Origin of the sequence: Streptomyces sp. NPDC052236, from assembly GCF_044548015.1 — a bacterium.
In the GTDB taxonomy this organism is placed as follows: Bacteria; Actinomycetota; Actinomycetes; order Streptomycetales; family Streptomycetaceae; genus Streptomyces.
Map to the genome: position 1 here is coordinate 503735 of NZ_JBIUBL010000001.1, position 18168 is coordinate 521902.

Consider the following 18168-nt stretch of genomic DNA (forward strand, 5'->3'; position numbering starts at 1 on the left):
TCTATGTGGCCGCTGCGAACGGAAAGGTTGCCCACCGAGAAGTAGTACTAGGGCGTGTTGCGAAAGTAGCGCCGTCCGCCCGAAGGGCGGGGCCTGCGGCGTCCGGTGCGTGCAATCGCAAGGCGGAGGATCATCCTCGTACTGGACGTACTTGGGTGATTCCGACAACGCAGCGAGTGTGCGTGCCGGGCGTCGCGGGCCAGGCGGGACTTTCGCAACACGCCCTAGGGGCGAGAGGGCGTCGCGATGCCCAGCAGGCGGTCCTTGAGCACCGGGAACTGCTCCCGCACCGCCGGCACCTTCGCCGGGTCCAGTTCGACGCTCAGCACCTCTTCGTCCGGGCCCGCCTCGGCGATGACCTCGCCCCAGGGGTCCACCACGATGCTGTGTCCGGCCTGCTCGACCCCGGCGTGCGTGCCGCTCGTGCCACAGGCCAGGACGTACGCCTGGTTCTCCACGGCGCGGGCGCGCGCCAGCAGCGTCCAGTGCTCGCCGCGGCGGGCGGGCCAGCCCGCGGAGATGACGAACAGCTGCGCGCCGGCGTCCACCAGGCCCCGGAACAGCTCGGGGAAGCGCAGGTCGTAGCAGGTGGCAAGACCCAGAGTGAGTCCGGGCGACTCCCCCGTCCCGGGCAGCGGGACCGTCACCAGCCGGTCGCCCGCGCCCATCATCACCGCCTCGCCCTTGTCGAAGCCGAAGCGGTGGATCTTCCGGTACGTGGCGACCAGATCGCCCGTGGGGGAGAGGACAAGGGAGGTGTTGTAGAGGGTGGAGTCGGCGTCCCTCTCCACGATGGAGCCCGCGTGCAGCCAGACCCCGGCGTCGCTCGCGGCCTTCGCCATCACCTCGTACGTACGTCCGGTGGGCGACTCCGCCTCCTCGGCGAACGACTCGTAGGCGAAGGCCCCGACCGGCCACAGTTCGGGGAGTACCACCAGATCGGCCCCCCGCTGCGCCCGTACCAGCGCGGCGGCGCGCTGCCTGCGGGAGTCAACCGATTCGTCCGGGTCTACTGCGATCTGGATGAGTGAGGCGCGCACACTACCACCGTCCTGGCAATCGAGCCGTCAACACGGGCCTACGATCGTCGTAGAAAGCCCTGCCGGGGTGCCTCTGGGCAGCGTAACTTAGCTGCCGAGCCTCCCACGCAGCCCAGCAGTCAGCCGCCGCCAGCCCGCGTACCGCAGAACCGCCGAGGGGTCCCGTGACCGTCCATCCCAGCCTCCAGACCTACGCCGACGCCTGGACCCACTCCGTCGAATCAATAACAGAACTGGTGCAGCCTCTCGCCGAAGGCGAGTGGAACCGTCCCACGCCGTGCCCGGGCTGGTCCGTGCGCGACATTGTTTCGCACGTCATCGGCCTGGACTGCGAGATGCTGGGCGATCCACGGCCCATCCACACGCTGCCGCGCGATCTCTATCACGTACAGAGTGAGTTCGCCCGCTACATGGAGATGCAGGTCGATGTGCGCCGACACCACACGGCGCCCGAGATGACCTCCGAGCTGGAGTACACGATCATCCGCCGGAACCGTCAGCTGCGCAACGAGACCCGCGGACCCGACACCATGGTCCGGGCCCCGCTCGGCGCCGAGGAGACCCTGGAAGCCGCCATGCGGAGGCGCGCCTTCGACATCTGGGTCCATGAGCAGGACCTGCGGATGGCCCTGAACAAGCCGGGCAACCTCGACTCTCCCGGTGCGTACGTCGCGCGCGACGTTCTCCTGGACGCCATGCCCAAGGTGGTCGCCAAGGACGCGGGCGCTCCGGCGAGTTCGGCTGTCGTCATTGACGTGCACGGCCCGGTCGAGTTTCTCCGTACGGTGCGGGTGAACGCGGACGGCCGCGGTTCGGTCGACGGCGCGCCGTCCCTGGGTCCGCTGGTCACGCTCGCCATGGACTGGGAGACCTTCTACCGGCTGGCCTGCGGGCGGGTACGGGCCACCGCGGTACCGGACCGGCTCAAGGTGGACGGCGATCCCGAACTGGCCGCGGCGATCCTGCGCGCGTTCGCGGTCACACCCTGAGCGTCGTACGGCAACGTCGTACGGCAACGTAATACGGCACCGGCAACGTCATACCGGAACGTGCACGGCCTCCACCCGGCTGGCCACCAGCCGCTCCCGCTCCCGCCGCACCGTGCGCTTCCGCAGCCGCAGGATCTGCGCGACCCCCAGCGCCTCCAGCACGAACACCGACGAGAAGGCGATCCGGTAGTTGCCGCCGGTCGCGTCCAGCAGCAGCCCGACCGCCAGCAGCGTCACCATCGACGCCGTAAAACCACCTATATTGACGATTCCCGACGCCGTCCCCTGCCGCCGGGGCGGATTGGCAGGCCGGGCGAAGTCGAACCCGATCATCGACCCGGGCCCGCACGAGCCGAGCACCACACAGAGGCTGACCAGCAGCCACATCGGAGCCCGGTCGCCCGGATACGCGACGACAGCCGCCCAGAGCAGCGCCGTCGCCCCGACCGTACCGAGGGCGAGCGGCACCCGGGCCGTGTGGTGCCGGGCGATGACCTGCCCGTACACCAGCCCCACCACCATGTTGGAGAGCACCACCAGCGTCAGCAGCCCGCCCGCGGTCTCCCGGGACAGTCCCTGCGCCTCGATGAGGAAGGGCATGCCCCACAGCAGCAGGAACATCATGGCGGGGAACTGCGTGGTGAAGTGCACCCACATCCCGAACCGGGTACCGGGCTCCCGCCAGGATTCGGCGATCTGCTTCCGTACGAAACCGGAGCCGGCGTGGTGGGCGGGCGGCGGCTCGTGCCCCTCCGGATGGTCCTTCAGGAACAGCCACACCAGTATCAGCACGACCAGACCGGCCGCCGAGCTGCCCGCGAAGGTCGCGGTCCAGCCCACGCCGTGCAGCATCCGCGCGATGACGAGGGTCGACACGAGGTTGCCCGCCACTCCGAAGAGCGCGGCGACCTGCCCGATGAGCGGCACGCGCCGGGCGGGGAACCAGCGGGAGCCGAGCCGCAGCACGCTGATGAAGGTCATCGCGTCGCCGCAGCCGAGCAGCGCGCGGGAGGCGAGCGCCGTCTCGTACGAGGGGGAGAGCGCGAAGCCCAGCTGTCCCACGGTGAACAGGACTATGCCGAAGGTGAGGACCTTCTTCGTGCCCAGGCGGTCGACCATCAGGCCGACGGGTATCTGCATCCCGGCGTAGACGAGCAGTTGGAGGATGGAGAACGTGGAGAGGGCGGAGGCGTTGATGTCGAAGCGGTCGGCGGCGTCGAGTCCGGCCACGCCCAGTGACGTACGGAAGATGACGGCGACGAAGTAGACGGCGACGCCGATGCCCCAGACCGCGGCGGCGCGGCGGCCACCGGGCGGATCCCCGGGCAGGGATATGGCGGAGGCCTTGGGGGCGCTCATCGGACCTCGCCCCGCGCCAGGTTGCTGAACCAGCCGACGTGGCGGTGGACGAGGGCGGCTGCCGCCTCCGGGTCCCCGGCGCGCAGGGCTTCGAGGATCTCGCTGTGCTCGGCGACGTTCTTGGTGATGCGGTCGGGGTGGGAGTACATGACGGCGACGCCCATCCGCAACTGCCGGTCGCGCAGCTGGTCGTAGAGGCGGGAGAGGATTTCGTTGCCGCCGCTGCGCACGATCTCGGCGTGGAAACAGCGGTCGGTGACGGCGACCGCGGCCAGGTCTCCCGCCTCGCCCTGCCGCTTCTGCTGCTCCAGCAGTTCCGCGAGCCGGTCGAGCAGGCGCGGCGAGGCCGGCACGGCCTTGCGGGCGGCGTGCTCCTCGACCAGCAGCCGGGTCTCGACGACATCGGCGATTTCCTGCGCGGACACGGCGAGGACGAGCGCGCCCTTCTTCGGGTAAAGCTTGATCAGCCCTTCGACCTCAAGTTTGAGCAGCGCCTCGCGGACGGGGGTGCGGGATACGCCGACGGCTTCCGCCAGTTCGCCTTCGGTGAGGAGGGTGCCGCCCTCGTAACGGCGGTCGAGGACGCCTTGCTTGATATGGGTGTAGACGCGTTCGGCGGCGGGAGCGGTGGGAGCGGCGGCAGGCATGCGCACAGCTTAGATACAAGACAAGTGCATCAGAAGGCCGCGTCCACGATGCAGGACACCGCCCCCGGACACGGGACGTCTGTGGAGACGGGTTCACAATTTCTTCGCTCTTCCGTACATCCCTTTGGCGCGCTCAACGGTCTTGTGTCGGGACCTCGTTATCGCGAACGGTCCCCATCGGTCCCTTTCCGACGCATTCGATGCATTCGCGAACTCGAACTCGGAGCGTTTCTCTTGATATCCAGCCTCCCGGGCGTGCGTAAAGCCGCCGTGGTCGCCCTCTCCACCGGCGCGCTGCTGACCCTCTCACCGCTGGCCACCCCGGCCCAGGCGGCCGTCCCCGTGCCGCCGATCGCGAGCAAGGGCGCTGTACTGCTCAACAGCTCGGGCACCGCGGTCTACACCAAGACCCCGGACACCCGGCGCCAGATGGCCAGCACAACGAAGATCATGACGGCCGCGGTGGTGGTCACCACCAAGGGCATCAACCTGAACCACGTGGTGACCGTCAAGCAGGCCTATCGCGACTACGTCGTCAAGAACGGCGCGAGCACCGCGGACCTGAAGACCGGCGACAAGGTGACTGTCCGTCAGCTGCTGTACGGCACCATGCTGCCGTCCGGCTGTGACGCGTCGTACGCTCTCGCCGAGCTTCTCGGCAAGGGCACCACCCCCGCCGCGCGCGTCAAGTCGTTCATCGGGAAGATGAACGCGAAGGCCACCCAGCTCGGCCTGAAGAACACCAAGTTCGACTCCTTCGACGGCATCTCGGCGGCGGGCCAGAACTACACGTCGCCGCGCGACCTGGCGAAGATCACCCAGTACGCCATGACGAACGTCAACTTCCGTACGGTCGTCGCCGCGCCGAAGTACGTGACCACGGCGACGACCAGCAAGGGCACCAAGCGCACGTACACCTGGTACAACACGAACCAGCTGCTGGGCTCGTACAAGGGCGCCATCGGCATCAAGACCGGCACCGGCACCACGGCGGGCCCCTGCCTGGTCTTCGCGGCGACTCGTAACGGCAAGACGTTCGTCGGGGTCACCCTGAACGGCGCCGCCCGCTACACGGACGCGGCGAAGCTGCTCGACTTCGGGTTCGGTTCGACCACCGCGAAGACGATGCAGCTGCGGAGCCTGCCCGCGGGCGCCGAGCAGGACTGATCGCGAGACTGACCCGACCCGCCCTGTCCACGATGTGCGTGGACAGGGCGGTCTGTCGTTGAGCGGGTGGCCGGCCGGCGATGATTCCGCGCGGCGGCGAGAGTCTGTCTTCTGACAGCACACTCGCTCGCTCGCTCGCTCGTGAAGGCGGAGCCGATGAACAATCTGCACGACACTCTGAAGGCGCACGTCAGCAATGGATCGGTGCCCGGAGCGGTGGCTCTGGTGGCTCGCGGCGACCGGGTCGAGGTGCAGGCCGTCGGCTCCGCGGACGTCGAAGGCACCGCCCCGATGGCCAGAGATTCGATTTTCCGCATCGCCTCGGTCACCAAACCGATCGTCGCCGCGGCGGTCATGATGCTGGTCGAGGACGGCCGTATCGCGCTGGACGACCCGGTCGCGCCATGGCTGCCGGAGCTGGCGTCGCCGGTGGTCGTCCGCACACCGGCCAGTCCCGTCGAGGACGTGGTCCCGGCCGCCCGGCCGATCACCGTGTTCGATCTGCAGACCTCCTGCGCCGGGTACGGCTTCCCGTCCGACTTCTCGCTGCCGGCGCTCCAGCCGTTGCTCAGCGAGCTGAGGCAGGGACCGCCGCAGCCGCGGCTCGTCCCGCCGCCGGACGCGTGGATGGCGGCGCTGTCCCGCATTCCGCTGTTGCGTCAGCCGGGCGAGGCCTGGCTGTACAACACCTGCTCCGACATCCTCGGCGTACTGATCGCCAGGGTCTCGGGACAGTCGCTGCCGGAGTTTCTGGCGGAGCGGCTGTTCGAGCCGCTCTCCATGGCCGACACCGGATTCGACGTACCGGCCGGCAAGCGCGGCCGGTTCACGAGCTACTACCGGTCCGATGCGGCGGGCCGTATCGAGCCGGCCGACGCCCCCGACGGGCAGTGGAGCAGCCTGCCCGCGTTCCCGTCCGGTGCGGGCGGGCTGGTCTCGACGGTGGACGACCTGCACTCCTTCGCCCGAATACTGCTGGCCGAGGGGAGCGTCGAGGGCCGCCCGCTGTTGTCGCCCGCGTCGGTGCGGCAGCTGACCAGCGATCAGCTGACCCGGTCGCAGAGGGAGGGCAGCGGGTTGTTCCTGGAGGGCCAGAGCTGGGGTTTCGGCGGCTCGGTCGACATCGAGACCGTCCATCCGTGGAATGTGCCGGGACGCTACGGCTGGATCGGCGGCACCGGAACGACGGCGTACCTCACCCCGTCCACCGGGGTGGTGACCATCCTGCTCAGCCAGCGGGAAATGACCGGACCGTCCGCGCCCGCGCTGATGCAAGACGTCTGGCGGTACGCGGCGGACGCCGCCTGAGCCGTCAGCCATCAGCCGTCAGTCGGTGAGCGCGGCGGCGGTGATCGCGCGGTTCTTGAGGCTGCTGGAGTAGACGACGGTGGTGGTGAGGGAGCCGAGCCCGGCGATGCGCCCCGCGGTCTGCTCCAGGTGCCGCATCGAGCGGGCGACGACCTTCAGGATGAAGCAGTCCTCGCCGGTCACATGGTGTGCCTCGATGATCTCCGGGGTCGCGGCGACGAGGTCATGGAAGGGCTTGTAGTTGCTGGTCGGATAGCGGAGCCGGACGAAGGCGAGGATGTCCAGGCCGAGGCGTTCGGGGTCGACGACGGCTGCGTAGCCGGTGATCACGCCTCGTTCCTCAAGGCGGCGCACGCGTTCGGTGAGGGCGCTGGGAGACATGGAGATGGTGCGGGCCAGTTCGGCGTAGGTGGCGCGTCCGTCGTGTTGGAGGGCCTCCAGGATGCGCATATCGATGTCGTCCGTGGAATGAGTGGTCATGGGAGATGAATACCGGGGGATCACCGGCGGATCAAGCTATTTGTAGGCGATCGTCAGTTCAGGGGCTCGCCTTCGCGCCCTAGCGTTATGGCCATGACGACCACTCACTCCAGCGCGGCGCTTCGCGTGCCGCCCGCTGCCCCGGCCGATGCCGTTGCGTTCTTCACCGGCCGCCTGACCTTCCAGGCGGACGTTTCCGATGTCCGCGCGTCCCTGGACTCCGGTGACCTGGGCTTCGTCCTGGTCGACTCGCGGGGTGCCGAGGGCTGGCAGCAGGGCCACGTCCCGGGGGCACTGCACCTGCCGACACCGGATATCGCCGCCCGCGCGGCGACCCTGCTGGACCCGGCGGTCACGGTCATTACGTACTGCTGGGGACCCGGCTGCGACGGAGCGACCCGCGCGGCGCTCGCGTTTGCCCAGCTGGGCTACCGCGTCAAGGAAATGATCGGCGGCATCGAGTACTGGATCCGCGAGGGTTTCCCGGTCGAGACGGCGACCGGCACCGAACAGCGTCCGGTGGACCCGCTGACGTCACCGATCGGCTCGGTCACCTGCGCCTGCTGAGCGACGGACAACGACGGACAACAGGGCCCCGCCGCGGATGCTTGGTTTCAGCATTCGCGGTGGGGCCCTCTTGGTGTGTCGGGTCGGTCAGGCCCAGGTCATCAGGCGCTTGGGCTGTTCCAGGATCGCGGCGGTGTCCGCCAGCACCCTGGAGCCCAGCTCTCCGTCGACCAGGCGGTGGTCGAAGGAGAGCGCCAGCGTGGTGACCTGGCGGGGCTTGACCTTGCCCTTGTGGACCCACGGCTGGAGTTTGATCGCGCCGACCGCCAGGATCGCCGACTCGCCCGGGTTGAGGATCGGCGTGCCGGTGTCGACGCCGAAGACGCCGACGTTCGTGATCGTCACCGTGCCGCCCTGCATCGCCGCAGGGGTCGTTCTGCCCTCGCGGGCCGTGGCGACCAGCTCACCGAGGGACCGCGCCAGTTCCGGCAGGGTCTTGGCGTGCGCGTCCCTGATGTTCGGGACGATCAGACCGCGCGGGGTGGCCGCGGCGATGCCCAGGTTGACGTAGTGCTTGACCACGATCTCCTGATTCGCCTCGTCCCAACTGGCGTTGACCTGCGGGTTGCGCTTGATGGCGACCAGCAGGGCCTTGGCGACCAGCAGCAGCGGGTTGACCCGCAGCCCCGCCATGTCCTTGTCGGACTTCAGCTCCTCGACCAGCTTCATCGTCCGCGTCACGTCGACCGTGATGAACTCCGTGACATGCGGCGCGGTGAACGCGCTGCCGATCATCGCCGCGGCGGTGGCCTTCCGTACGCCCTTGATGGGGATACGGGTCTCCCGCGCACCGGCGGTGACCGGCGCGGGCGCTTCGACTGCGGGTTCTGGCTGTACGGGCGCGGGCGCCGGTGCCGGGGCAGCCGCCGCGTAGACGTCCTCCCGGGTGATGATGCCGTCGGGCCCGGTCGGGGTGACCGTCGCCAGGTCGACGCCCAGGTCCTTGGCGAGCTTACGGACCGGGGGCTTGGCGAGCGGGCGCGGAGCCGTGACCACGCCACCGCCGCGGCCGTTGAGCTCGGTCTGCAGCGCCGCCGCGGCGGCCTGCGGCGATCCCGTCGGCTGGGCCGGAACGGACTGCCCGGCAGGGGCCTTCCCGGCGGCAGGCTTGCGGGCACGGCGCTTGGTGGACGCCTCGGAGACGCCGTAGCCGACAAGCACCGGCTGGCGGCCCTTCGGCTTGGCCTCCTCGGCGGGCATCTGAGGCTCCGCGACGGATGCGGCGGATGCGGCGGGGGTCTCGGGGGCCTTGGAGGCCTCAGGTGCGGCCGCCCCGTCCGGGGCCACGTCGACCATGATGATCGACATGCCGACGTCGACCGTCGTGCCCTCTTCGAAGCGCAGCTCGTGCACCACTCCGTCGTACGGAATCGGCAGCTCGACGGCCGCCTTCGCCGTCTCCACCTCGCACACCACCTGGCCGTCCGTCACCCTGTCGCCAGGTTTGACGTACCACTTGAGGATCTCGGCCTCCGTGAGTCCCTCGCCCACATCGGGCATCTTGAACTCACGAAACCGCGTAGAAGCAGTCATGTTCACGGGACTCCTCAGTACGCGAGCGAGCGGTCGACAGCGTCAAGCACCCGGTCAAGTCCCGGGAGGTACTCCTCTTCGAGCCGGGCCGGCGGGTACGGCGAGTGGAACCCGCCCACCCTCAGCACCGGAGCCTCCAGCTGATAGAAGCACCGCTCCGTGATGCGAGCGGCGATCTCCGCGCCGGAGCCGTAGAAGACCGGCGCCTCGTGGACCACCACGAGCCGCCCCGTCTTCTCCACCGACGCCTGCACGGTGTCGAAGTCCATCGGCGAGATCGAGCGCAGGTCCAGGACCTCCACCGATTTGCCCTCCTCGGCCGCGGCGGCCGCCGCCTCGACGCAGACCTTCACCATCGGACCGTACGCGGCGAGCGTGATGTCGGAGCCCGCCCGGCTGACGCGGGCCTTGTGCAGCGGGCCCGGGATGGCCTCGGTATCGACCTCGCCCTTGTCCCAGTAACGCCGCTTCGGCTCGAAGAAGATGACCGGGTCGTCGCTCTGGATGGCCTGCTGAAGCATCCAGTAACCGTCGGAGGAGTTGGACGGCGAGACCACCTTCAGCCCCGCGACATGCGCGAAGAGCGCCTCGGGGGACTCGCTGTGGTGCTCCACCGCGCCGATCCCGCCGCCGTACGGAATGCGGATGACGACCGGCATCTTGATCTTGCCCAGCGCCCGCGCGTGCATCTTCGCGAGCTGCGTGACGATCTGGTCGTACGCCGGGAAGACGAACCCGTCGAACTGGATCTCCACGACCGGCCGGTACCCGCGCAGGGCCAGCCCGATCGCCGTACCGACGATCCCCGACTCGGCGAGCGGGGTGTCAATGATCCGGTCCTCGCCGAAGTCCTTCTGCAGCCCGTCCGTCACGCGGAAGACGCCGCCGAGCTTGCCGACGTCCTCGCCCATGATCAGGACCTTGGGGTCGGTTTCGAGCGCTTTGCGCAGCGAGTTGTTGAGCGCTTTCGCGAGGGGAAGCTTCTCTACGGCCATGGCTAGTTGCCCTCCTCGGCGAAGGACGCCTGGTACGCGGCGAACTGCGCCCGCTCCTCATCGACGAGCGCGTGCCCGTCGGCGTAGACATTCTCGAAGATGGCCATATGGTCCGGGTCGGGCATCGCTCGCACCGCTTCCCGCACCCGCTTGGCCAGCCCGTCGCTCTCCGTCTCCAGCTCGCTGAAGAACGCCTCGTCGGCGTGGCCCTGGTTCTCCAGGTGCCTGCGGAGCCGCAGGATCGGGTCCTTCGCCTCCCACGCCACCCGCTCGTCGTCGTGCCGGTACTTCGTCGGATCGTCCGAGGTGGTGTGCGCGCCCATCCGGTAGGTGAACGCCTCCACCAGGGTCGGGCCCTCGCCCCTGCGGGCCCGCTCCAGCGCGGAGCGGGTCACGGCCAGGCAGGCCAGTACGTCATTGCCGTCCACCCGGACGCCCGGGAAGCCGAAACCCTGCGCGCGCTGGTACAGCGGCACGCGGGTCTGCCGCTCCGTCGGCTCGGAAATCGCCCACTGGTTGTTCTGGCAGAAGAACACCACGGGGGCGTTGTAGACCGCCGCGAAGGTAAACGCTTCGGCGACATCGCCCTGGCTGGACGCGCCGTCGCCGAAGTAGGCGATGACCGCGGAGTCGGCGCCGTCCTTGGCCACGCCCATCGCGTAACCGGTGGCGTGCAGCGTCTGCGAGCCGATGACGATCGTGTAGAGGTGGAAGTTGTTGGTCTTCGGGTCCCAGCCACCGTGGTTCACGCCGCGGAACATGCCGAGCAGGTTCGTCGGGTCGACGCCGCGGCACCAGGCGACGCCGTGCTCGCGGTACGTCGGGAAGACGTAGTCGTCGTCGCGGAGCGCGCGGCCGGAGCCGATCTGCGCCGCCTCCTGGCCCAGCAGCGACGCCCACAGTCCGAGCTCGCCCTGCCGCTGAAGGGCGGTGGCCTCGGCGTCGAAGCGGCGGGTCAGGACCATGTCGCGGTAGAGGCCGCGCAGGTCGTCCGGGGTGATGTCGGAAACGTAGCTCTCGTACTCGGGATGGGCGACGCGCTCACCCTCGGGCGTCAGCAGCTGTACGAGCTGGGGCTCGGCGTCGCTCTGCGGGCCCTGCGCGGTCTGCGCGGTCTGCGACTTTTTCGCGGCGCTCACGCGCTTGCTGCTGCGTCGCGGCTGGCGCGCGGCAGTGCTCTCCACGGTCACGTGCGTGCTCCTCCGTCTGTCCGGCCCCCGGGTTCGCCGGAGAGCCAGTTGCGGCTCGCCTGTCCCGATACCCGCGCACGGGGTGGGTACGACTCGGCCGGGATCAGGCGTGACAGGTGCCCCGGCGAGTGCCTGCCAAAGGCACGTTACCCAGTGGTGCGCATTACTGCGTAACCCCATTTGACCTGCAATTTTGCTTGGATTTCCAAGTAAAACGAGAAATAGGGGAACAACCACTGGTCACAGCCCCGCGGGCCGCCGGAACACGGGCACGTTATCCCGCCGACCCTGGGTGCGGGAAGAGTGAATGTGTCAGCGCGCCCTTTTGTCCGGAGCAGTAGGAAAAGTCGTCGTATTGGGGTTGGCGGACCGTAAGGTTCCGGGTTCATGGTGGTTCACATAGCTGAACGAACTCGAAGTGGCGTCAATTCGCCACGCTGCGTGATCTAACATCTGGCGCGTGCCGCGCTCATCTGCAACTGCCCCGCCCGTAGGTCCACTACTCAGCCGCTACCGGAACACCGGCGAACCGCTCTCCTGCGAGCCCGTCACTCAGGGCCTTCTCAACCGCGGCTACCGGCTCGCCACCACCCGCGGCGCCTACTTCCTCAAGCATCACCTCGACGGCGACCACGAGGCCATCGCCCGGCAGCACCGCGCCACGCAGCGGCTCCAGACACTCGGCGTACCGGTCGCGCCGCCCGTCGAGGACGCGTACGGCGACACGGTCGCGGTGATCGGCGGACGGTGTTACGCCCTGCACCCCTGGGTGGACGGACTGCACCGCGACGGGGCGCAGCTGACGGCCGCCCAGTCGCGGCGGCTCGGCTCGCTCCTGGGGCTCGTACACACCTGCCTGGAGCGGGTCATGGAGGTGGACGCCACCGAGCGGCGGGAGTACGAGAGCGCCGACCCCCGGGAGACCTGCGCGCTCATCGACGAGCTGGTGGGCCTGGCGCGCGGGGCCCGGCCCCGGGCCGCCTTCGACGTGCTGGCCGAGCACCGGCTCCTTGAGCGGCGGGCGCTGCTGGAGCGCCACGCCGACCGCAGGCCGCAGCCGCCGCCGGCGTCCGCGGGCGGCTGGGTGCACGGCGACTTCCACCCGCTGAATCTGCTCTACCGGGGAGCCGAGCCCGCCGCGATCGTCGACTGGGACCGGCTCGGGGTGCAGCCGCGCGCCGAGGAGGCGGTACGGGCGGCGGCGATCTTCTTCGTACAGCCTGTCGGGGAGCTGGAGCTGCCGAAGGTACGGGCGTACGCGCGCGCCTACCGGCGGGCGGCCGGGGCGGACGCGGCGGAGCTGGCGGCGGCGGTGCACCGGGTGTGGTGGGAGCGGCTCAACGACTTCTGGATACTGCGCTGGCGCTACCAGCTCCGCGACCGGAGGGCCGACCCGCAGTTTCCTGCGGCGTCGGCCCTGGCGGTGTGGTGGACACGGGAGTACGAGGCGGTGCGCGAGGCCTTCACGGGGTGAGGCCTTGCTCGGATGCGGCCTCACGGGATGAGGTCTGACTGATGAGGTCTGACCGGATGAGGCCCTGTCCGGATGAGGCCCTGTCCGGATGAGGTCTGACTGATGAGGTCTGACCGGATGAGGCAGGTCAGCGGTTGCCGGTGCCCCCCGGTACGTCCGGGCTGCCCGATGTACCGCCGCCCCCCGGGTCGTCCGGTGACTCGGTGGGCGTCGGATCGCCCGACGGCTCCGAAGAGTTGTCGCTCGGCTCTGAGATGGTCGGTGAGGGATCGTCCGACGGCGTCTGCGAACGGCTCGCCGAGAACGACGGCGTGTACGAGGGCGTGTAGTACGACTCCTCGGTTTCTTTCGAGGGGGGCGGCTCCTCGGACTCCTCCTCGGACTCCTCCGGGGTCGGAGTCGGCGAGGTCTCCTGCGTCGTCGACGACTGGGTGACCGGCTTCTCGTCCTTCTTGGTGCCGCTGTCCTGGTTCGCCCTGTCCAGCGCGAAGGCGATGCCCGCGACGATCGCGACCACCGCGAGCACGACGAACAGCACCACCTTCCCGCGACCGCTGCCCTTCCCGCCCTGACCGCCGCGCCCGCCGGGGCCGCCGCCCCGGCCACTGCCGTAGCCGCCGTACCCGCCGTCGTCGGGGTTCATCGGCGGCAGTATCGGGCTCTGCGAAGTCTCCCCGTGCGTGGGGTGCGCGGGGCGGCCCGTCGCCGTCGGCGCGGTCATCCCCATCGCCGGGGTGCCGTCGTGCATCCCGACCGGCCCGGTGTTCCAGGTGCCGGTGTGGCTCCCCTGCTGCTGGAGCATCTGCAGCGCGAACTGGACCAGACCGCGCATCTCCTCGGCGCTCTGGAACCGGTCGTCCGGGTCCTTCGCGAGCGAGCGCATGACCAGTCCGTCGAGCTCCGGCGGCACCGCGTCCGAGGCCTCTGACGGCGGCAACGGGATGTCCTGGACGTGCTGGTAGACCACCGAGAGGGGGGTCTCACCGGTGAACGGGGGCCGCAGCGCCAGCAGTTCGTAGAGCAGACAGCCCGTGGCGTACAGATCGGAACGGTGGTCGACAGCCTTGCCCAGCGCCTGCTCCGGGGAGAGGTACTGCGGCGTACCCATGACCATGCCGGTCTGAGTCATCGTCGACTGCGCACCGTGCAGGGCGCGCGCGATGCCGAAGTCCATCACCTTCACCGCGCCGGAGTGCGTGATGATGACGTTCGCGGGCTTGATGTCACGGTGCACGATGCCGTGCTGATGGGAGTACGCGAGCGCTTCGAGCACGCCGGAGACGATGATGAGCGCCTGCTCGGGCGGCGGGGCCTCGGCGCTGAGCAGCAGTTCGCGGATGGTGCGGCCCTCGACCAGCTCCATCACGATGTACGGGACGGTCTGGCCGCCCACGACGTCCTCGCCGGAGTCGTACACCGCCACCACCGCATGGTGGTTGAGGCCCGCGACGGACTGCGCCTCGCGCGTGAAACGCGCCTTGGAGACCGGGTCCTCGGCGAGGTCCGAGCGGAGCAGCTTGATGGCGACGGTGCGGCCGAGCCGTACATCCTCCGCCGCGAACACCTCGGCCATGCCACCTCGGCCGAGACGGTGCGTCATGCGGTAGCGGCCGTCGCCGACCAGACCGTCTACGCCCCAGGAGTCCGCCGCATCCGGCCCTCCGCCGCCGCCTGCTTCGGATTCGGGTGCCATCAGTCCTCGCCGTCGTATCTGTCCGCTTGCCTACTGCGCGTGCGGGGTAGCTGTCATCCTCGGGGTGCTGTGCCACGTCACGCTACAGGCTTCGCGAGGCGGGGCTGCGCAGAGCTGGACCGACCATCAAAGCCCCAGGCCGTGAGGCTATGCAAATTCCGTGGGTTTCCTGTAACGCTTCCGAGACGCTTCTTGTGCGTACGGTCACGGAACGGGCACCTGGCTTGACGTGTCGGACCCCTCGGGCAGACTTGCCCCGTAATACGGATCACGAGTGCGCATGGCTCACCGGTACACGACTACACGAGTAAACAGATCACGTAAACAGATCACGGTTCAGCGGATCGCGGATCGCGGATCAGCGCGCCGAGGGGGAGCACAGTCATGAGCCAGGACGGCGCAGGCGCACAGGGTCGCTATGCGGGGGGTTCCGTAGCGGGCGGCCGGTATCGGCTCCGCGACCTGCTCGGTGAGGGCGGCATGGCCTCCGTCTATCTGGCGTACGACTCCGCGCTGGACCGGCAGGTCGCCATCAAGACGCTGCATACGGAGCTGGGGCGCGAGCAGTCGTTCCGCGAGCGGTTCCGGCGCGAGGCGCAGGCAGTCGCCAAGCTGTCGCACCCCAACATCGTGTCGGTCTTCGACACCGGCGAGGACGAGCTGGACGGCTCGATGATGCCGTACATCGTCATGGAGTACGTCGAGGGCCAGCCGCTGGGCTCCGTACTGCAGGCGGACATTCAGCGGTACGGCGCGATGCCCGCCGACAAGGCGCTGAAGGTGACGGCCGATGTACTGGCCGCGCTGGAGACCAGCCATGAAATGGGCCTGGTCCACCGGGACATCAAGCCCGGCAATGTGATGATGACCAAGCGCGGCGTCGTCAAGGTGATGGACTTCGGCATCGCGCGCGCCATGCAGTCGGGCGTCACCTCGATGACGCAGACCGGCATGGTCGTCGGCACGCCGCAGTATCTGTCGCCGGAGCAGGCGCTGGGACGCGGTGTCGACGCGCGGTCCGACCTGTACTCGGTCGGCATCATGCTCTTCCAGCTGCTGACGGGGCGGATCCCGTTCGACGCGGATTCGGCGCTGGCGATCGCGTACGCCCATGTACAGGAAGAGCCGGTCGCGCCGTCCTCGGTCAACCGCTCCGTCACGCAGGCGATGGACGCGCTGGTCGCGCGGGCGCTGAAGAAGAACCCGAACGAACGTTTCCCGTCCGCCGCCGCGATGCGCGACGAGTGCGCGCGGGTGGCGAGCGCGGGGCAGACGGGCGCGCCTGTGATCATCGGTGGCGCGCCCTCGACGAGCGGGGCGGGGGTCGCCGCCGCGGTGTTCCCGCCGCTGGACCAGTCGGGTCAGGCACCGCAGGGCGTGCAGGGCGTGCAGACGCCGTATCAGCCCACTCCGTACGGTCCGCCGACCCCGAGTCCGTACGGCCCGCCGACTCCGGCTCCTGCTCCGGCTCCTGCCGCGACTCCGGCACCGGCGCCGCATTCGCATTACGGGTACCCGCAGACGGCCTCGCCGTCGTCGGGCTACCAGGCGCCTGCCCCGGTGTCCTCGACGCCGCCTCCGTACACCATCGCGCCGCAGCAGGCTCCGAGCGGTGGCGGTGGCGGTGGCGGCAGGCGGAACATGCCGGTCATCGTGGGCGCGATCGTGGTGGCGCTGCTGGCGATCGGCGGCCTGATCGTTGCGCTCTCCATGAACAAGGAAGACCCGAGCGACAACACCGGCACCGACGACCCGACGGCGAGCGAGTCGGCGCAGGCCGAAGGAGCCAAGGGCCCGGACCGGAGCCGGACGATCGACCCCACGAAGTGCACGGATGCCTTGGAGGACGGCACGGACCCGGCAAAGGTCCAGGCGCCCGACCTGCTCTACAAGGACCTCATCTCGGTCAAGGACTGCCTGCGGGCGGCGGGCTGGACCTGGAAGGTGGTGGAAGTGGACAACCCTCAGTACCCGCAGGACGCCGTGGTCACTCAGTACCCCGGTCAGGGCCAGCCCGTCGTGCCGAAGAGCCAGGAGTTCGAGCTCACGGTCTCCACCGGCAAGCCGGCGTAACCCTCCGTACCTCCCCTGCCTTCGCCCGAGATGCCGGATGCGTCACGACATGTGACGCTGAGTCCGGTATCTCGGCAGCTCGGCACGGGAGGGGGTCACCCGGTGACTCCAAGGCTCCGCACACAGTGCGCGATCACGGTCGCGCCGCTCCTGCTGCTGGCCACGCCCCGCGCATACGCCGCGGGCACGGGGTCCGCGGCGCCCGACCCCACTCCGGTGGTCAGACCCAGCGCCGCGGAGTCACTCGCGGGGCGGCAGGCCGGTGAGGGCCGTCCGCGGCCCGGACGGTCACCGGCGAGTACGGCTCCGAGCGCCGGCGAAAGCCAGAGCCAAAGCCAGGACACCGTCCCGAGCCGCAGCCCGAGCCGCAGCCCGGGCCCGAGCCGGTCCGAGGCGACGAGTCCCGGCCCTACGCCATCCACCGCAGCCCCCTCTTCCGCCTCGGCGTCCCCTTCCGCCTCGGCCTCGGCCCCGGCCTCTGTCTCGGCCTCTGTCTCGGCCTCTGTCTCGGCCTCTGTCTCGGCGTCCGCGCCCTCCGCCGCCGCCTCCTCCGCCGCCTCCTCCGCGTCCCCTTCCGCGTCCGATTCCGGGTCTGCCGCCGATTCGGCCGCTCCCTCCCGTACGCGACGGTCCGAGCCGAAGCCCCCTCCTACGGAGGACGAGGGACTCCAGACGGACCAGCCGGAGGAGACGCAAAAAAGGGATGAGGAACTGGAGGAGGTCGAGATCCTTCCGGCGCCCACCCAGACCCACAGCGCGCCCGCCGCCGCACGTCAGCAGGCACCGCAGGCCATCCCCGAGGCCATCAGACACCAGATCTCCCCGCTGTCGCTGGGGGCCGGAATCATGCTCATGGGGCTCGGAATCGGCTTCCTGGGGATCCGGCTGCGGCGCCGTTGATCCGGCCGTCCCCCTCAAGACGGACCCGCGCGCTCCGTCTATCGATGGTTGCCGTCACCGGCATACCCGGTATACATACTGAGTATGTCCATTCGCCACGGGCTTCTCGCCCTCCTGGAGCACGGCCCTCGATACGGTTCTCAGCTCCGTACCGAGTTCGAGTCGCGCACCGGTGCCACCTGGCCGCTGAACGTCGGCCAGGTCTATACGACCCTCAACCGCCTGGAGCGCGACGGCATGGTCGCCCAGAGCGGCGAGGACGAGGCCGGTCACGCGCTGTACATCATCACCGAGGCCGGGCACGCGGAGCTGAAGACCTGGTTCGAGACGCCGGTGGACCGCAGCAGCCCGCCCCGTGACGAACTGGCCATCAAGCTCGCCATGGCGGTCGGCGCGACCGGCGTGGACATCCGTGCCGTCATCCAGTCGCAGCGCCACCACACCGTGAAGGCGATGCAGGACTACACCCGGCTCAAGGCGCAGGCCCTGGCCGCCATCGAAAGCGGAGGTTCACAGGAGCGGGACGACGTGGCCTGGCTGCTGGTCCTGGAGCAGCTGATCTTCCAGACCGAGGCCGAGGCGCGCTGGCTCGACCACTGCGAGGTGCGGCTCATCCGCCTCGCGAACGCGGCCGGGCGGGCAGCCGCCGGGCCGCCGACGGCCCCCGCGGTCCCGGCAGCCCCGGCGCGACCTACGTCCACGTCCACATCCACGTCCACTGCGTAGCCCCGGCTTCCCGCCGACCTCGCCGTA

16 protein-coding genes are annotated in these 18168 nt (G+C 69.5%); 7 read left to right on the forward strand and 9 right to left on the reverse strand.

Going from position 1 to position 18168, the window contains the following annotated elements; genetic code table 11:
* Positions 1-224: 224 nt before the first annotated feature.
* Positions 225-1040 carry a carbon-nitrogen family hydrolase gene (locus ACIHCQ_RS02410; protein ID WP_399656969.1) on the reverse strand — a complete coding sequence of 272 codons (816 nt, stop codon included), beginning with the start codon at positions 1038-1040 and terminating at the stop codon, positions 225-227.
* Between the two features lie 164 nt (positions 1041-1204).
* Between ACIHCQ_RS02410 and ACIHCQ_RS02415 the strand changes: the two genes are divergently transcribed.
* A complete protein-coding gene (locus tag ACIHCQ_RS02415; protein WP_399656971.1) occupies positions 1205-2029 on the forward strand; it encodes a maleylpyruvate isomerase family mycothiol-dependent enzyme in 825 nt (274 codons plus the stop codon).
* 48 nt (positions 2030-2077) lie between these two features.
* Here ACIHCQ_RS02415 and ACIHCQ_RS02420 read toward each other — a convergent pair whose 3' ends face one another.
* Both ACIHCQ_RS02420 and ACIHCQ_RS02425 read right to left on the reverse strand, forming a co-directional pair.
* Positions 2078-3388 (reverse strand): nitrate/nitrite transporter, encoded by a 1311-nt coding sequence (locus ACIHCQ_RS02420; protein WP_399656973.1) that lies wholly within the window; start codon positions 3386-3388, stop codon positions 2078-2080.
* Positions 3385-4035, reverse strand: coding sequence for a GntR family transcriptional regulator (locus ACIHCQ_RS02425; RefSeq protein WP_399656975.1), 651 nt, complete (start codon positions 4033-4035; stop codon positions 3385-3387). Before ACIHCQ_RS02425 ends, ACIHCQ_RS02420 begins: the two co-directional genes overlap by 4 nt.
* Positions 4036-4290: 255 nt before the next feature.
* Here ACIHCQ_RS02425 and ACIHCQ_RS02430 point away from each other — a divergent pair, with 255 nt between their 5' ends.
* Complete coding sequence (locus ACIHCQ_RS02430; protein WP_399656977.1) at positions 4291-5202, forward strand: D-alanyl-D-alanine carboxypeptidase family protein; 912 nt, start codon at positions 4291-4293, stop codon at positions 5200-5202.
* Positions 5203-5358: 156 nt separating this feature from the next.
* A complete protein-coding gene (locus ACIHCQ_RS02435; RefSeq protein WP_399656980.1) occupies positions 5359-6510 on the forward strand; it encodes a serine hydrolase domain-containing protein in 1152 nt (383 codons plus the stop codon).
* Positions 6511-6528: 18 nt separating this feature from the next.
* On the opposite strand, the gene ACIHCQ_RS02440 is transcribed toward ACIHCQ_RS02435, so the two are convergent.
* Positions 6529-6990 (reverse strand): Lrp/AsnC family transcriptional regulator, encoded by a 462-nt coding sequence (locus ACIHCQ_RS02440; RefSeq protein ID WP_399656982.1) that lies wholly within the window; start codon positions 6988-6990, stop codon positions 6529-6531.
* A 93-nt stretch (positions 6991-7083) separates the two neighbouring features.
* On the opposite strand from ACIHCQ_RS02440, the gene ACIHCQ_RS02445 reads away from it, so the two are divergent.
* Positions 7084-7557: a rhodanese-like domain-containing protein gene (locus ACIHCQ_RS02445; protein WP_399656984.1), complete on the forward strand. Its 474-nt coding sequence runs from the start codon at positions 7084-7086 to the stop codon at positions 7555-7557.
* 87 nt (positions 7558-7644) lie between these two features.
* Here ACIHCQ_RS02445 and ACIHCQ_RS02450 read toward each other — a convergent pair whose 3' ends face one another.
* The 3 genes from ACIHCQ_RS02450 to pdhA are packed head-to-tail and all read right to left on the reverse strand — an operon-like array spanning position 7645 to position 11275.
* On the reverse strand, positions 7645-9090 hold the full coding sequence (locus tag ACIHCQ_RS02450; RefSeq protein ID WP_399656986.1) for a dihydrolipoamide acetyltransferase family protein: 1446 nt from the start codon (positions 9088-9090) through the stop codon (positions 7645-7647).
* 14 nt (positions 9091-9104) lie between these two features.
* Entirely contained in the window at positions 9105-10085 is a 981-nt protein-coding gene (locus ACIHCQ_RS02455; protein ID WP_399656988.1) for an alpha-ketoacid dehydrogenase subunit beta, read from the reverse strand.
* Between the two features lie 2 nt (positions 10086-10087).
* Entirely contained in the window at positions 10088-11275 is a 1188-nt protein-coding gene (pdhA, locus tag ACIHCQ_RS02460) for a pyruvate dehydrogenase (acetyl-transferring) E1 component subunit alpha (protein ID WP_399656989.1), read from the reverse strand.
* A gap of 460 nt (positions 11276-11735) precedes the next feature.
* Between pdhA and ACIHCQ_RS02465 the strand changes: the two genes are divergently transcribed.
* Positions 11736-12749 (forward strand): phosphotransferase, encoded by a 1014-nt coding sequence (locus ACIHCQ_RS02465; protein ID WP_399656991.1) that lies wholly within the window; start codon positions 11736-11738, stop codon positions 12747-12749.
* A 127-nt stretch (positions 12750-12876) separates the two neighbouring features.
* On the opposite strand, the gene ACIHCQ_RS02470 is transcribed toward ACIHCQ_RS02465, so the two are convergent.
* On the reverse strand, positions 12877-14442 hold the full coding sequence (locus ACIHCQ_RS02470) for a protein kinase (protein WP_399656993.1): 1566 nt from the start codon (positions 14440-14442) through the stop codon (positions 12877-12879).
* 384 nt (positions 14443-14826) lie between these two features.
* Here ACIHCQ_RS02470 and ACIHCQ_RS02475 point away from each other — a divergent pair, with 384 nt between their 5' ends.
* Positions 14827-16515 carry a protein kinase gene (locus tag ACIHCQ_RS02475; protein WP_399656995.1) on the forward strand — a complete coding sequence of 563 codons (1689 nt, stop codon included), beginning with the start codon at positions 14827-14829 and terminating at the stop codon, positions 16513-16515.
* 95 nt (positions 16516-16610) lie between these two features.
* Here ACIHCQ_RS02475 and ACIHCQ_RS02480 read toward each other — a convergent pair whose 3' ends face one another.
* Positions 16611-17258 (reverse strand): hypothetical protein, encoded by a 648-nt coding sequence (locus tag ACIHCQ_RS02480; protein ID WP_399656997.1) that lies wholly within the window; start codon positions 17256-17258, stop codon positions 16611-16613.
* 241 nt (positions 17259-17499) lie between these two features.
* On the opposite strand from ACIHCQ_RS02480, the gene ACIHCQ_RS02485 reads away from it, so the two are divergent.
* On the forward strand, positions 17500-18141 hold the full coding sequence (locus tag ACIHCQ_RS02485; RefSeq protein WP_399657000.1) for a PadR family transcriptional regulator: 642 nt from the start codon (positions 17500-17502) through the stop codon (positions 18139-18141).
* The last annotated feature ends 27 nt before the right edge of the window (positions 18142-18168 follow it).

Coding starts and splice junctions, on each gene's coding strand:
- ACIHCQ_RS02420 (WP_399656973.1), bottom strand. CDS start 3,388: ATGAGCGCCCCCAAGGCCTCCGCCATATCCCTGCCCGGGGATCCGCCC.
- ACIHCQ_RS02425 (WP_399656975.1), bottom strand. CDS start 4,035: ATGCCTGCCGCCGCTCCCACCGCTCCCGCCGCCGAACGCGTCTACACC.
- ACIHCQ_RS02435 (WP_399656980.1), top strand. CDS start 5,359: ATGAACAATCTGCACGACACTCTGAAGGCGCACGTCAGCAATGGATCG.
- ACIHCQ_RS02440 (WP_399656982.1), bottom strand. CDS start 6,990: ATGACCACTCATTCCACGGACGACATCGATATGCGCATCCTGGAGGCC.
- ACIHCQ_RS02445 (WP_399656984.1), top strand. CDS start 7,084: ATGACGACCACTCACTCCAGCGCGGCGCTTCGCGTGCCGCCCGCTGCC.
- ACIHCQ_RS02450 (WP_399656986.1), bottom strand. CDS start 9,090: ATGACTGCTTCTACGCGGTTTCGTGAGTTCAAGATGCCCGATGTGGGC.
- ACIHCQ_RS02455 (WP_399656988.1), bottom strand. CDS start 10,085: ATGGCCGTAGAGAAGCTTCCCCTCGCGAAAGCGCTCAACAACTCGCTG.
- ACIHCQ_RS02470 (WP_399656993.1), bottom strand. CDS start 14,442: ATGGCACCCGAATCCGAAGCAGGCGGCGGCGGAGGGCCGGATGCGGCG.
- ACIHCQ_RS02475 (WP_399656995.1), top strand. CDS start 14,827: ATGAGCCAGGACGGCGCAGGCGCACAGGGTCGCTATGCGGGGGGTTCC.
- ACIHCQ_RS02485 (WP_399657000.1), top strand. CDS start 17,500: ATGTCCATTCGCCACGGGCTTCTCGCCCTCCTGGAGCACGGCCCTCGA.